General features: G+C 36.4%; 14 protein-coding genes. 13 read left to right on the top strand and 1 reads right to left on the bottom strand.

The window, feature by feature from the left end:
• The first annotated feature begins 271 nt into the window (after nt 1-271).
• From HNQ56_RS18665 to HNQ56_RS18655, 3 genes are all read left to right on the top strand, one after another.
• Nucleotides 272-934 (top strand): hypothetical protein, encoded by a 663-nt coding sequence (locus HNQ56_RS18665; protein WP_429149302.1) that lies wholly within the window; start codon nt 272-274, stop codon nt 932-934.
• 135 nt (nt 935-1,069) lie between these two features.
• Complete coding sequence (locus tag HNQ56_RS18660) at nt 1,070-1,426, top strand: Mor transcription activator family protein (protein WP_429149300.1); 357 nt, start codon at nt 1,070-1,072, stop codon at nt 1,424-1,426.
• Nucleotides 1,427-1,469: 43 nt separating this feature from the next.
• Nucleotides 1,470-2,024, top strand: a complete 555-nt coding sequence (locus HNQ56_RS18655; RefSeq protein ID WP_429149298.1) for a hypothetical protein — start codon at nt 1,470-1,472, stop codon at nt 2,022-2,024.
• A gap of 125 nt (nt 2,025-2,149) precedes the next feature.
• Here HNQ56_RS18655 and HNQ56_RS18650 read toward each other — a convergent pair whose 3' ends face one another.
• Nucleotides 2,150-2,344, bottom strand: a complete 195-nt coding sequence (locus tag HNQ56_RS18650; RefSeq protein ID WP_429149296.1) for a helix-turn-helix domain-containing protein — start codon at nt 2,342-2,344, stop codon at nt 2,150-2,152.
• Nucleotides 2,345-2,704: 360 nt separating this feature from the next.
• Between HNQ56_RS18650 and HNQ56_RS18645 the strand changes: the two genes are divergently transcribed.
• The 10 genes from HNQ56_RS18645 (at nt 2,705) to HNQ56_RS18600 (ending at nt 13,542) form a co-directional block, all read left to right on the top strand.
• Entirely contained in the window at nt 2,705-3,637 is a 933-nt protein-coding gene (locus tag HNQ56_RS18645; protein ID WP_429149294.1) for a DUF932 domain-containing protein, read from the top strand.
• 152 nt (nt 3,638-3,789) lie between these two features.
• Nucleotides 3,790-4,716, top strand: a complete 927-nt coding sequence (locus HNQ56_RS18640) for a YqaJ viral recombinase family nuclease (RefSeq protein ID WP_429149292.1) — start codon at nt 3,790-3,792, stop codon at nt 4,714-4,716.
• Between the two features lie 13 nt (nt 4,717-4,729).
• Nucleotides 4,730-5,545, top strand: a complete 816-nt coding sequence (locus HNQ56_RS18635; protein WP_429149290.1) for a recombinase RecT — start codon at nt 4,730-4,732, stop codon at nt 5,543-5,545.
• Nucleotides 5,546-5,573: 28 nt separating this feature from the next.
• Entirely contained in the window at nt 5,574-6,524 is a 951-nt protein-coding gene (locus HNQ56_RS18630) for a DUF5688 family protein (RefSeq protein ID WP_429149289.1), read from the top strand.
• A 309-nt stretch (nt 6,525-6,833) separates the two neighbouring features.
• Nucleotides 6,834-8,129 (top strand): hypothetical protein, encoded by a 1,296-nt coding sequence (locus HNQ56_RS18625; protein WP_429149287.1) that lies wholly within the window; start codon nt 6,834-6,836, stop codon nt 8,127-8,129.
• Nucleotides 8,110-8,541 carry a hypothetical protein gene (locus HNQ56_RS18620; RefSeq protein ID WP_429149285.1) on the top strand — a complete coding sequence of 144 codons (432 nt, stop codon included), beginning with the start codon at nt 8,110-8,112 and terminating at the stop codon, nt 8,539-8,541. The genes HNQ56_RS18625 and HNQ56_RS18620 overlap by 20 nt, the downstream gene beginning before the upstream one ends.
• 332 nt (nt 8,542-8,873) lie before the next feature.
• Nucleotides 8,874-10,322: a DNA primase family protein gene (locus HNQ56_RS18615; RefSeq protein WP_429149283.1), complete on the top strand. Its 1,449-nt coding sequence runs from the start codon at nt 8,874-8,876 to the stop codon at nt 10,320-10,322.
• Nucleotides 10,323-10,404: 82 nt separating this feature from the next.
• Entirely contained in the window at nt 10,405-10,596 is a 192-nt protein-coding gene (locus HNQ56_RS18610) for a hypothetical protein (RefSeq protein WP_429149281.1), read from the top strand.
• A gap of 73 nt (nt 10,597-10,669) precedes the next feature.
• On the top strand, nt 10,670-11,827 hold the full coding sequence (locus HNQ56_RS18605; protein ID WP_429149279.1) for a tyrosine-type recombinase/integrase: 1,158 nt from the start codon (nt 10,670-10,672) through the stop codon (nt 11,825-11,827).
• 173 nt (nt 11,828-12,000) lie between these two features.
• Nucleotides 12,001-13,542, top strand: a complete 1,542-nt coding sequence (locus tag HNQ56_RS18600; RefSeq protein WP_429149277.1) for a hypothetical protein — start codon at nt 12,001-12,003, stop codon at nt 13,540-13,542.
• Nucleotides 13,543-13,545 lie beyond the last annotated feature (3 nt).

The following is a 13,545-nucleotide window of genomic DNA, read 5'->3' as shown; positions in this document are numbered from 1 at the left end:
AGCTGTAAATATCAATATCTGTGATATAGCGATTAGATAATGACTTTTGGTCATGTGGGAAATTTACAAGGAAAATTTCAAGGAAAAAGGAGGAGTGAGTTTTTAATTTTAAAACGGTATATTATAAGAATGATGTTGAAACATATGTCCTGGATTAAGATATGGAGGTGATACGATCAAAAGGAACTGCAAATGGGCTTGATTAAAACGGTAATAGAAATAACAAAATGCTTAAGAAAAAATCATGTAAATACAAGGGAGGATTTTTTGAATGAAAAAAGGTGGATGTCTTAAAAAGATTATAATTACAGTTGTTATTTTACTAGTTGTTCTTTTTATTATTGGGATGTTGGCTGATGGGGATGGAACTGTGACAGAGAATACTACTAATGTGGGAAATGCGCAGGGAGATAGTGTAAAACAGTCTGCTGTATCAGAAAAGAAAGAAGATGGTACTTCACAAAGTTCAGATTATTCACCAGTAGATTTTTATGATATATTACAAGAAAATGAAATAGCGAGTTATACTTTAAATAGTAAGGCAAAATCATTTCTTAAGGAATACGAAGACTTATTTCCATGTAAAGGAATGATAGAGGAAGATTTGATTGATTACGGAATAGAGGCAAAGCATATATTAAAAAACGAAAGTAAATATGGCGATATGTTAATGTCCTTACCACTGCTTGGTGTTGTAGAAATACAGGAAGAGGTCATTCCGGGAGGCAAATATATTACCTCTATTAACACTATAGATGAATATGGGCAACAATACTATGTCTTTTATAAAGGAGCATTGGATGATATATTTGAGGGTGATATGATTAATGTGATAGGTTTACCATTAGGAAATAGTTCGTATGATAATGTTGAAGGGGGAAAGTCACTGGTTATTGTATTGGCTGGTTCGACGGTAAAAAAAATAGAGGAATAATGAGAGCAAATTTGTCTTTATTAGAAATAGCATGATTTGATTTTAAGGGGCAATCTACTAAACATGATTTATGGTAAGTAGGTTGCCTTTTTATGCCAGGAAAAATACAAGGAAAATTTCAAGGAAGAAAAAGGAGTGAGTTTTCAATTTGAAAACGGTATATTTATAGTAGCTAATATACAAAAGAAAGAAGGAGGTATTTTGACGGCCAGTGACAAGCTAAAACCATCTGATTTAGCCGGAATATATAAAGACATAGCAGAGATAATCGGATTAGAAGCAACCTTGCGATTGCATAAAGATTTTCAAGGGCAGCAGATTACATTACCTAAAAAGTTATATACAAAATCGTATATACTGCAACAAACATTACAGAATGGTAAGCAAATGAATATTAAGGCAATCGCTAAGAAGTACGGTTATACCGAACGCAGACTTAGGCAGATGATAAAGGAAAATGTCGCATGTCTACCAGGGAAACAGAGTGAATAGGATAATAAATTGAGATGACAAGGGAAACAAAGGAGGAAATGAAGTGAGAAATGAAGCGAGTAATCAAAAGGATAAGATATTGATTTTGAAATCTCCGGAACCGCTGGATGATGGGCTTAGAAAATATAATAAGTTGTACTACATTTTGGGTGGAGCAGGTGTTATCCTTGGAGTTATAATGGGTGGATTTGATGGTGCTGTCATTCTGGGATTATTATTATGCCTTACGGCCTTGGGCATAAAGCATTGTATTGCTGATTGGAGAATGAAGAATAACTTAAGAAAAATAAGATTTCAGTTACCCTACCATATTGAAAATGAAGTATTGTTATCTTATATTATACTGCCATTAACACAGTTAAATATGAGAGTGGAGAAGAAGTCTGATGGTTGCCCATGTATTATAGATAAAGGAATTATCTATGATGTTTTAGTAGATAATGAAGAAGGGATTTTTAACATCTGGTGGAGATTTTCAATAGCGAAAGCATTCTTTTCAATGAGAACAAAAATACCCTATTATAGAAAGGCTGTTGTTGCAATGGGGATTATCGGATACACAGTACAGCAAGAAATGATTAAGAATAAAAAGGATTAGAGAAATGATAAATGCATTTAAATAAAAGAGCGTTGGAGAGTAGCATTTATGTACCCTCCAACGCTTTTTAGATCATATAAATTATCATGATTTATACTAAAAGCATGCAATCATAATACTTTGTTTTAATATTGGTTTTGCCGTATGAAATGTATCAAAGCGGTTTTCGTAATACGCCATCTATGGTTGACCATAAAAGCTTCAATCTCTCCATTATGGATTAGAGACAGCATCGTGTTCTTTCCAACGGATAAGAGTGCCTGGCACTGCTTAACATGGCACTGCTTAACAGTCAGAATATCCGGGGTATTCTCTAACATTTTCTCACCGTTCCTTTCTTGAAAATCCGGTTTATATTGGCACTGGCCGGTTCTCTTTGGTTTAATACAGTGTTCCTGTCATATGAAAATCTATCGATAAAAAATCCTTACAAAAAACATCCATTTTAAACCGTTTTAAACTTTCCTGTGGGACAAACCGTTAATTCCTTTTTTGTGCTTATATATTATTCTCTTATAAATAATGGAAGGAGGCGGTTGCATGATATCAGTAGGAAAGTTACTTTTAAAAGTAGTTACTACGGTAGCGGTAGCGTCAATTGGAATTGCAACGATTGTGGTCGGTATTTTCGATCCGAAGAGACGGTAAACCAGTAATCATATTTTGAAGGAGGATGTATTATGTCAGCAAATGTTGAGACAATGTTTTATACCAGAGAGAAGCCCTGGCATGGCCTGGGAACACAGGTCAGCCATGCGTTATCATCCAGGGAGGCACTAGCCGCATCGGGACTTGACTGGAAGGTACTGCAGAAATCCATTGTCACAGAGGATGGTATCACTATCGAGGGATACCGGGCAAATGTCCGAGATACGGACGATAAGGTTTTAGGCGTGGTCACAGACCGTTATAAGGTGGTACAGAATGAGGAAGCGTTCGCTTTTACCGATGATCTTCTGGGAAGTGGCGTCCGGTATGAAACAGCCGGATCATTACAGGAAGGGCGGAAGACCTGGCTGCTTGCAAAGCTGCCCAGCGAATATATTATGCTGGGGGATCGAATTAGTCCTTTCATGGTATTCAGTAATTCCCATGATGGCAGCGGAGCCATCAGAGTAGCCATGACACCGATCCGGGTAGTCTGCCAGAACACCTTGAATCTCGCATTATCAACAGCAACAAGGGCGTGGTCTGCAATCCATACCGGGGATATCCGGATCAAGCTGGAGGATGCCCGACAGACGCTTTTCATGGCGGAGAGATATATGGATTCCCTGGGCAAAGAATTTGAAAATCTGAATAAAATCAGACTCTCCGACAGTAAGGTTATGGAATTCATTCAACTGCTGCTTCCGGCAGACGAGAACAGTTCATCCATACAGGAAAGAAACATTATGAAATTGAGGGAGGATATGAAGCTTCGCTATTTTGACGCCCCGGATTTAAGCGGTGTCGGGAGAAACGGATACCGGTTCATCAATGCGGTTTCAGATTTTGCCACCCATTCAAAACCGCTGAGGGAAACCAGCAATTTTAAGGAAAACCTATTTGCCAGAACCATGGACGGGAATGCGCTGATTGACAGGGCATATGAGATGGTTAAGGCGGCATAGATGGATAAAGTTTAGAACACCTGTCGGCTTTCATATAGGCTGACGGGTGTTTTTTTGAGCCGGCAGGCGGAGAGAAAAACACGGTACGGGTTATTTATAAAAGAAATTATTAAAACAAATCTAAAAAATATTAATCTGTTTGGAGGTCAAGGATGAAGAAGGTAGTATCAACGATTAATTTATCCCGGAGCGAATGGCTGCAATACAGGAAAATGGGGATAGGAGGTTCGGACGCAGGGGCTATCTGTGGATTAAATCCTTACACTTCGGCAATATCGGTTTACCTGGACAAGATCAATCCTGATTCCGAGGTTGTGGATAATGAAGCCATGAGACAGGGAAGGGATTTAGAGAATTATGTGGCGGAGCGGTTTATACAGGAGACCGGATTAAAGGTCAGAAAGGCAAATGTCATGTATGCACATGATCAATTTCCCTTTATGCTCGCCAATGTAGACCGTATGATTATAGGGGAAGCAGCCGGGCTGGAATGTAAGACGACCAATGTTCTGAATGCGGATAAATGGAAGGACGGGGAGGTTCCTGCTCATTACCAGATACAGTGCCATCATTATATGGCCGTTACCGGAGCAAAGGCATGGTATATCGCTGTAGTTATTCTGGGGAAAGAGTTCAAATATGTGCGGATCGAGCGTGATGAAGATATCATAAGCAATCTGATCACAATCGAAGCGGATTTCTGGAACAACCATGTATTGAAGGGGGTTATGCCGGACCCGGACGGCTCCAGGGCAGCGGATGATATCATTAACAGCTATTTCAAAACGGCAGGGACAGAAAGCATCCTGCTGGAAGGATATGAAGACAGGCTGAAGCGCAGGGAAGAATTATCCGGACTGATGGACCGGATTGACCGGGAAAAGAAAATGATTGAGCAGGAAATCAAGCTTGCCATGGCAGAAGCGGAAACAGCATATTGTGAAAACTATCAAGTGGACTGGAAGAATGTATCCAGCGTCCGGCTTGATGTGGACAGAATTAAGACGGAGCAGCCGGACATATACCGGAGTTACTGTAAACAGGCGCAGAGCCGGAGATTTTCGGTCAGAGCCGCATAAAGGAGGATGAATTATGCCGGATATTAAACAGGAGCTTGCAAGAAAAGCGGAGAAGCAGGAAGTCAAAATAACTAAGAATATGAGTATAGCGGATATGATCAAGGCGCTGGAACCGGAGATCAAAAAGGCGCTGCCCTCCGTTATCACACCGGAGCGCTTCACCAGAATGGCATTGTCCGCCCTAAATACCACGCCGAAGCTGTCTGAATGTACCCAGTTGAGTTTTCTTGCTGCACTGATGAATGCAGCACAACTGGGATTGGAGCCGAATACCCCGCTGGGGCAGGCTTATCTAATTCCGTACAGCAACAAAGGAAAGCTGGAGTGTCAGTTCCAGATCGGCTTTAAGGGAATGATCGACCTGGTTTACCGGAATGAACAGGTGCAGTCCATCCAGGCACAGTGTGTATACGAGAATGATGAATTTGAATATGAGCTGGGACTGGATGCAAAGCTGGTACATAAGCCAGCCTTAAGAGACCGGGGAGAGCTGATACTGGTGTATGCGTTATTCAAGCTTGAAAACAACGGTTATGCTTTTGAAGTAATGAGCAGGGAGGACATTGATGCCCATGCAACAAAGTACTCCAAAGGATACACTTCCTCCTACAGTCCATGGAAGACCAATTATGAGGAAATGGCAAAGAAAACCGTGATTAAGAAAGTGCTGAAGTATGCGCCGCTTAAAACGGACTTCCTCCGGGCGGTAGAAACGGATGAATCCATTAAGACGGAGATCGCCATTGATATGACCGAGGTAAAGAGCGAGCCGATTGATGGGGAGTATAGGGAACTGGACGATAATGCAGAGAACAGCCCGGCAGCATAACTGCCGGGTTTTTAAGGAGCGGAAAAGTATGAATGAAAAAATGGATTTTGAGCAGTTTATGGAAGCGGTCAAAAATGAGATAAAAAAGATTGCTGGTGAAGAGTATCCTATCACTATTTCCAGAGTGTTTGTAACCAACGGGGAATACAATAATATATGTATACGGCGCAGGGATGCAGTTGGGGCACCGGCGATTTATCTTGAAGATTATTATACGGAGTATCAAGACGGAAAGGATATGCAGTACATTGTAAGGAAAATACTTGCACTGGCATTAGGGCATCAGATTGATATGAATGCCTTTACACAGAATATCCGGGACTATGGATGGGCCAGGCCGAAATTAAGAGCCAGACTGATTAATTATGAGAGAAATATAAAATTGCTTCAGACAGTGCCACATGAACGGATGCTGGATCTGGCTGTCGTTCCGTACCTGGTCATTTCCAGAAGAGAGGGTATAATGTCAATGGCGGTCAATAACTATTTGTTAAGTGGATGGGGAATTGAGCCGGATGAATTATTGCGGACGGCAAAGGAAAATACGCTTGTCATGGAGCCGGTAGTCATTGAAAAAATGACGGATTTCATCATACATATGATGCTTAGAGAACTTAACGGCAGGGAGGCGGAAGATACAACAGAGAGAGAGGAGATAATAAGGAAGATTATTCATAAAGACACAGATAGTCATGAAATGTATGTGGTGACAAATGAGGATCACTTTAATGGAGCTTTTGTGGCGTTTCAACCCAAGGTATTAGCTGGCATAGCCGATCAGATAGGGACAGATGGATTATATATTCTTCCATGTAGCATACACGAAATAATTGTTGTCCCTGTTGGCTATATAGAAACAGAAGATATGAGAAATGTGGTATATATGGTAAATCAGACGGAGGTTTCAGAAAATGAATTTTTATCGAATACAGTTTACGAATATAATAGGAATAGTGATCAAGTTATGGTAAAATATTGATTATCAAAAAAAGAGAATATGTAAATGATATATTATTCTCTTTTTTTGATAGCATCTATAAAAGTGCTGTATGTTGGTGAAGGGAAATTTACAGGTTTACAGGTTTTACACCTATGTACATTAAGTGGAGACAGGTATACAGGAATATCTGCGTTCCTGTAATCGTTGGCATACTATTTAGATATGGCTATTTTGATAACTTATATTATTGGTAGTAAAGATTATTTTCATTGATATACCTATCAAAAGATACTCTATCTGTAAAAGATGTAAAAGGTGTAAAATAGGATAAGGGAGGATATTACTAGGATGAAAAATGTAAAATACAATGCTTTCAAGGAGTTAAATGGTGATATCGGAAATGACAGGAAAAAAATGTTCGTAATGTATGATGAGATTGAAAAAAGCACGATTCGTCAACTTAAATCTATGGAGCAAGATAATACTGATCATGAAAAATTCTATACTATGACAGAATTTCTATATGATGAATTCTTAAATCGAATAACCCATACCTTAGGGCGTTCAAAATCTGACAAATTTATCAAGCAAAATATTGCCGCTATAAGAAGAAGTATTATTGACGATAGTATCTTATGTCATGTGGAAGATAACGAAAGTCATTGTGAAGTAAAGTCAATAACGAAATATGTGGCATTCGTGAAGAAAAGTTTAGATTACTTAATGAGTAATAATATTGCCATATTTGAAAATGCAACATTTCGGTTTATAAAGAGGTATGAGGATAAATTCTATGAAGATGATGACAATGTATTGACTTTTGATATTGAACAGCAATGCGATTATATTTGGAGATCAATTTTTAACTATAGAGAGGATAAAAATAGTAAAGGGTGGAACAAAAGTAATTATGAATTTTTGTTTTATGTTTTTTTGATTAAAAACTATCATTTTTTTATAGATCCTAAGGATGATGCAGGATTAGAAATTTTGGCCTTGAAATCAAAATGTATATTGCCCAAAAAGTCAGAAAAAGGCTCATGGATTGATCTCCATATGATTGTATTTACTTTTATAAATGAGCAATTATTTCACTTGAAAACCGCTTGCGGAGATAATTGTGAATTAGATTTTACCTTTCAACTTGATCATAATGCAATCTGTAAAGAAGTATATGGATACAAGGAAGATTGGATTGCACAGTCATATATTTTTCATACACAGATTATAATACACGCTTTAAAAAACAAAAAATTGAAGACGAAAATATTTAGCCTTCTCAAAAGTAATAGACATTTGAAGAGTATACATCAGCAATTGCCTTCTAAGAAACAAGAACTGGATGCGAATGAGTTTATGTACGATTTGACTGTATCTATAATAGACGACATACTCCAAGATGGAAATGTTATTAATCTATTTTATGGAGAAATCAGAAAGTGTGGGAGGTTTGGAAAAGAAAGAAACTGGAATTTTAGGGATAGATGGCTGTTTAAAATTGATGAAGAGGAAAAAGAAAATATCCATATTAACTTAAAAAATCTGCTTGTAGAAATTGTAAAGAAAAATGAAAAGATAAAAATAATAGACAAGGCATTTATTGCATCAGATATCATTAAAAAAAATGTCGGATTCAATTGCTGATGATTTAATAAATAACGAACTTTTTGATGAAGTATTTGGAAGAATAAAGAGATCATATAGTCATCCTGACTTTATTATTCTGCCGAAACTTCTTAATCCTTTAAAGGAAATAAACTATAATTTGACCAGTAACAGGATCTTTCTTCAATATATATCTGCCATAGGATTGGCCGATCTTTTTTACATAATGATCAGTCATTATTATACAGCGTCTATTGTTGCGACATTTAAATTGGGTTATGAAGAAATGCTGAAGCGGTTTATCAAAACAAAAGAAGAGAGCATTAAATCACTTATGCAAAATATGCTAAGTGTTGCGGATAATGAAATAAGAATAAATCGGATGATAATGAATGATATTATATGGGCGAGACGGAAGCAAATGTCAATATATTATAGCAATGAAAAATAAAGACCAGCAATAATATAAAATAATGTATTTAGGAATAGTCCGGCTTAAAGATTATTGGAAATAGTAATGTTTCTGATAATCTTTTTTTGCGAAATTTTACATTGATAAAATGAGATGAGCTAAACAGTTATATTTAAATGATTTACAGAAAATGGTAAGAAATAAAGTCCATTAGAAACCCTTATATATTTTTTATATACTAAGATTACATCAAAAACAGGAGGTGCTAAGTTAAAAACAAGTCATGTAGATTTAATGCAATTGTATCATGAAGCGGCCACATTTGCAACAGAAAACGTAAAAACAAATCCAACAATAGGAGGTAAGCTAACATGAAAAGCTTCAATGAAGAAGGAGAAGATAGGATGGATCGGAGTGAAAGCAAGGGAGGTAAAATTAGTTCCTATGAAATATCTCAGATCATCATGGAAAAATGCAGATGCGCCAATATAGATGGCGTCGTCAGTATCTATGATGAAGTTAGTAATGATTATACCCCGATTGATAGTGACAGAGGGGAGTATATCATTAGAAACAGTATGGATGAGGGTATCAAGTTATATATAGGCACATTTTCCATACGAGAGGCAGTAAAGTGGATAAAGTCTGATCAGAAACTTATTTATGTTGAAGCAAAAGATTTACAGCAACGGAATTACTACCTCAATTATCTTGATGGTCTGGTAAATATTGCTTCATCTGAGGTTATACAGAGAAAGACACCGGAATTTTATTTTACATATCATCTGAATATGAAGAGACCGGGAACATTTGATAAGGAGAAATTTGAAGAAAGTGAGTATTATAAATTTCTGAAGAGGACGTTTGATGATAAGAAACAGAGAGATACCTTTGAGGAAATCGTCGGTCTTTGTATAAGTAATATAAGAAATAGAAAAATATCACTATTTTTCTATGGGCCAAGTAATTCGGGAAAGTCAGTGGCATTAAGTTTAATAAAAAATATTGTCGGTAATAAATTCGTATCTGCGGTGTCTTTTTCACAATTAGGCGAGGAATTTACAGTGGCCCAATTATTTGGAAAGCACTTAAATGTGAGTGGCGAAATGAGCGGGATCGCAAATAAAAGAATCGATATCTTTAAGTCACTAACGGGTTCTGATGCAATTACTGTATGCTATAAGGGACAGGACCATTTTGTTTTTGATAACAAGGCATTATTTCTTTTTGCTTGTAACGAGTTACCGATAGTTGCTAAGGCGACGGATGCAGATGAGGCTTTTTTTAAGAGAATGAGAATATTACCTTTTAAGAATGTAGTTGATCCAGAGGATATAATTGATAATCTGGCAGAAAGATTGCTTGAAGAAAGAGAACTTATCGTATCACGTGCAATGGAAGCATTAAAAAGACTAAAGGAAAATAATTTTGTTTTTAGTAATCAGAAAGAAATGAATAAAGTTGTGGAAGGGTATATCAATGATGTTAATAGCTTTCTTGCCTTTGCTCAAAAGCATATTAGGCGTAATCCGAAAAAAGCGGTAGCAAGCTGTCAGCTCGAAAAATATTACAGATTATTCTGCGATAAGAAAGGTGTTGATGTAATGTATAGCTCTAGCTGGTCAAGGATATTAAAGTCGATTTTCCATGTGACCAGAAAAAATATAACCAATGATCCGTCAGTTCCTTATAATTCCAGAGGGTATAAAGGAATTGAATTAGTGGATCTAGATGAATTGGAAGAAAGGGGACAGGAGGTGACTGATGAACAGGATACGACTAAGGAACTGGGTATATTTAAGAAAAAACATGCTATTTAGATTAGCTCGTACAGGTTACAAGATGAGTTATATATTATTTCTTTGATGGAATACATACAGTACATATATGGAGGTGATAAAAATGCAGAGAACAATAAAATCTGACAGAAACAAACTTTTGGTTGATACTGATGAACTAAAACTCAGACTTGGCTGTGGAAGAGCAACGGCTGTGAGAATTGGCGTAAATGCCGGTGCCAAAATACGAATTAATAGGAGAGTTTTATGGAGCATGGAAATTATTAAAGACTACATAAACAGTATAGCAGAATAAGAGATAGAAGGCATCTGCGGATTCAAGGATGAGTAAGCAGATGCCTTCTTCCTAAGTACAGAGGAGGAGCATAATGGCTTATGATAATAACGGTAAGGAATTACCAAAGGGAATACGTCAAAAAGTAGATGGCAGATATGAAGGAAGATTCCGATATGCGGGTCAAGACTATTATGTGGTTGGCAAATCATCAAGCGAGTGCAAGAAGATGCTCAATGATTTACGGTATGAGGTAGAGCATGGTATCTATGCAAAGCAGCAAAATATAACGGTGAACGATTGGTTTCAAACATGGTTAGATCAGTATAAAAGACCTTCTGTTAAGAAAGGCACTATAACTGTTTATCAAGAACATTTCAATTGTTATATTAAAAATGAATTTGGTAAAAGGAAATTGAAAGATATACGCCCAGAGCATATTCAAAAGCTTTATAACGACATGCAGCGAAAAGGTTATTCAAATAATACAATTGAATTAACGTCAGTTGTGTTAAGCGGTATGTATAAGCAAGCGATTAAGAACAAGGTGATTAAGGAGAATCCCGTACCGCTTACAACGTTACCGCGAAATGTAATACATAAAGAGCATAGGGTCATGACCGTTGAGGAACAAGCAATATTTCTGGAATATGTTAAAAAGAGCTATCTTGCGGATATTTGTGAGCTTGCATTATCTACTGGCATGCGATCCGGTGAATTACGTGGCCTTCGCTGGCAGGATATTGATTTGAAAAATAAAATAATTCATGTTAATAACTCGTTGAATTTTAATAATAATGAGTATTATTTGGATACGCCAAAGACTATAACCTCCAAAAGGGATATTCCAATGCTCGATAATGTGTATAATCTTCTAAAGAATAGGAAGAAGAAACAGGCAGAGCAGCGTATGAATTTGGGGGAACTATGGATGTCAAAGGAAGGATTGGAGGACCTTGTGTTTACGTCTGAATTAGGCTATCCGATGAATCGAGATCGGTTTAGATTAGATTTAAATGCAGTAATCTATAGTATTAACAGTGACGGTATCGTATTTGAGCATATAACGCCGCATACATTCCGGCATACATTTGCGACGAGATGTATCGAAAATGGAATGCAGCCGCAGGTACTTAAAGCAATTCTTGGCCATAGCAAACTGGCAATGACTATGGATTTGTATTCACATGTTTTACCCAATATTAAAGCAAATGAAATGCAGAAAATTGCAGGTTTATTTTGGATTTTGTAAAATAATAGTGTTGAACCTATATTGATGTTTGGTGTATAATATTACCATGTATTTGTAAGGTGAAATACATGGTAATATTAACGTATAATGTTTGAATTATATATTATAGCAAGCATGAGAAGTTTATTATATTCCTTATATCAATCATAAAACTATACAGAAAGGGGTTATTAATGAATATATATGATTATAAGCAAGATGATAAAAATTTTGTACGTCACAGAATCCTGTCTCATGCAATAGAGGCTTTGACTGTGGAAAGACATCAGGCTTGTTGCGTACCAAGAAAATATGTTAGGCAAATCATTGATTATTTTCTTCAGCTTGATGAGGGTGAACCTGCAAGAAAAGAAGTTGAAGAAATTCAATCGACTTACTTTTCTGCGTGGGAATCATTACATGATTCAGTAATTGGATATAAACGTCCTTCTGATTTAAGTGTTTGCTATTTGTCCGGACCACAACCGGAAAATGATTTTAACGAATTGATATCACTTGGAGTTTTGCCACAAAATATTTGGGCATTTGAAAATGATAAAGAAACTTATTTAAAAGCAGTTGATACCTACAATACAACGGCCTTTCCACAACCCAAAATAGTTAAAATGTCAATTGAGCAATTCTTTAAGCAATCACCGAAAAAATTTGATATTGTTTATATTGATGCTTGTGGGGCTATTATTTCTACTCAACATGCTCTTCGATGTGCTGCAACTCTTTTTTATCATCAGCGATTAAATTCACCAGGCGTATTGATAACCAATTTTGCAAAGCCTGATATTACAAAAGAAAGCATCAAAGTTGAATATGCAAAGATGATTGCATTATATATGCTTTTCAAACAATCCCCGAATGTTAATGTTTCTAATAATGAAAAAAATAGTTTTAGTGTTGATAATTACGAGCAGATTTATCAAGAGGTTCAGTTAATGTTTGACGATTATTATGATAGGTTTATTACATGTATCCTATCGGATTTGGCATCAATAATTATTCCACTTCAACGATTTGGAGAGCTGGCGCCATATTCTAATTTATTTACTATGAGTGAAATAGAGGAAGCCAAGTCATCTACAAATCTGGAGATTATAAATAGTATAAAAAACAACTCAGTATGTAAATGGATTCTTACTATGGATTTATTGTTAAAGAAGAAAAGTCAAAATGAGTGTAAATTTAATTCTAATCTCCTATATACTGATCTTGTGGGTTTAGATGGAAGCTGGGATAAGCTTGTCAGAGGTGTAAGATTCTTTATAGCATTAAAGAATGGTTGTTTTGGAGGTGATGTGAAAATTGCATCGATTGGAAATTTTTTTGATACTAATCAAAATATCTACCAATTTCTGGACCGCCCTTCAGCGTCCCTCTTTTTTGATGTGGTCATTAATCAATTAGCGTACCCGCTCCATAGTAATGAAGAGAAACGTCATTCTTATAAGTATTGTGCAAAAAGTACAGATATGTTTACAGACCTAGTAATTTATGATGAATGCCGTTATCTTTATGAATGGCTTCCTGCTATTCATCAAATAGAAAATGCAATGAGGAACAAAAGCTGGCAGTACATCTTTCGTTTTGCTTTAGACGGATTAGTAAAGCAACGTATAAATTATAATAATGAATTCTTTTTCCAAGGATCTGTAATTTCAAAGGATGAATTAGAATCATTCAAAGCAAAAGTCAGAAGAAAAAGAGAAATAATAGGAGGTTAAATT

It is taken from the genome of Anaerotaenia torta, from assembly GCF_050433395.1.
GTDB classification, from domain to species: domain Bacteria; phylum Bacillota; class Clostridia; order Lachnospirales; family Lachnospiraceae; genus Mobilitalea; species Mobilitalea torta.
The sequence above is the reverse complement of the archived record's forward strand: the minus strand, read 5'-3'. Positions and strand labels throughout refer to the sequence as shown.

Excerpts from the sequence above, each read along its gene's own strand:
- HNQ56_RS18665 (WP_429149302.1), top strand. The coding sequence starts at position 272 with ATGAAAAAAGGTGGATGTCTTAAAAAGATTATAATTACAGTTGTTATT.
- HNQ56_RS18650 (WP_429149296.1), bottom strand. The coding sequence starts at position 2,344 with ATGTTAGAGAATACCCCGGATATTCTGACTGTTAAGCAGTGCCATGTT.
- HNQ56_RS18645 (WP_429149294.1), top strand. The coding sequence starts at position 2,705 with ATGTCAGCAAATGTTGAGACAATGTTTTATACCAGAGAGAAGCCCTGG.
- HNQ56_RS18640 (WP_429149292.1), top strand. The coding sequence starts at position 3,790 with ATGAAGAAGGTAGTATCAACGATTAATTTATCCCGGAGCGAATGGCTG.
- HNQ56_RS18635 (WP_429149290.1), top strand. The coding sequence starts at position 4,730 with ATGCCGGATATTAAACAGGAGCTTGCAAGAAAAGCGGAGAAGCAGGAA.
- HNQ56_RS18630 (WP_429149289.1), top strand. The coding sequence starts at position 5,574 with ATGAATGAAAAAATGGATTTTGAGCAGTTTATGGAAGCGGTCAAAAAT.
- HNQ56_RS18625 (WP_429149287.1), top strand. The coding sequence starts at position 6,834 with ATGAAAAATGTAAAATACAATGCTTTCAAGGAGTTAAATGGTGATATC.
- HNQ56_RS18620 (WP_429149285.1), top strand. The coding sequence starts at position 8,110 with ATGTCGGATTCAATTGCTGATGATTTAATAAATAACGAACTTTTTGAT.
- HNQ56_RS18615 (WP_429149283.1), top strand. The coding sequence starts at position 8,874 with ATGAAAAGCTTCAATGAAGAAGGAGAAGATAGGATGGATCGGAGTGAA.
- HNQ56_RS18610 (WP_429149281.1), top strand. The coding sequence starts at position 10,405 with ATGCAGAGAACAATAAAATCTGACAGAAACAAACTTTTGGTTGATACT.
- HNQ56_RS18605 (WP_429149279.1), top strand. The coding sequence starts at position 10,670 with ATGGCTTATGATAATAACGGTAAGGAATTACCAAAGGGAATACGTCAA.
- HNQ56_RS18600 (WP_429149277.1), top strand. The coding sequence starts at position 12,001 with ATGAATATATATGATTATAAGCAAGATGATAAAAATTTTGTACGTCAC.